We start from the raw sequence: 370 nt of genomic DNA on the forward strand, positions 1-370 counted from the left end.
ACACGACCTCCGACGACAGCACCACACAGAGAGTGAAGGAAGAGAGGGAAACCGGTGGCCACGCCCACGCAGCTGACTCGGATACACCGCATACTCATCGGCGTCGTCGCCGCCGGTGCGGTCGTCATCGCCGGCATCGGCTTCGCCGGCTCGTACGCGGCCATCCGCGAACTCGCCCTCAAGAAGGGCTTCGGGAACTTCAGTTACGTCTTCCCGATCGGCATCGACGCGGGTATCTGCGTCCTGCTCGCCCTCGACCTCCTGCTGACGTGGATCCGCATCCCCTTCCCCCTGCTGCGCCAGACGGCCTGGCTGCTGACGGCCGCGACGATCGCCTTCAACGGCGCAGCCGCCTGGCCCGACCCGCTGG

General features: G+C 67.3%; 1 protein-coding gene. It reads left to right on the forward strand.

What is annotated here, in order from left to right:
* Positions 1–54 precede the first annotated feature (54 nt).
* Positions 55–370 (forward strand): DUF2637 domain-containing protein (locus KUM49_RS47090; RefSeq protein ID WP_217243163.1); only part of this gene is annotated, 316 nt, incomplete at its 3' end.

The sequence above is a fragment of the Streptomyces sp. AC555_RSS877 genome, from assembly GCF_019049245.1.
Classification (GTDB): Bacteria; Actinomycetota; Actinomycetes; order Streptomycetales; family Streptomycetaceae; genus Streptomyces.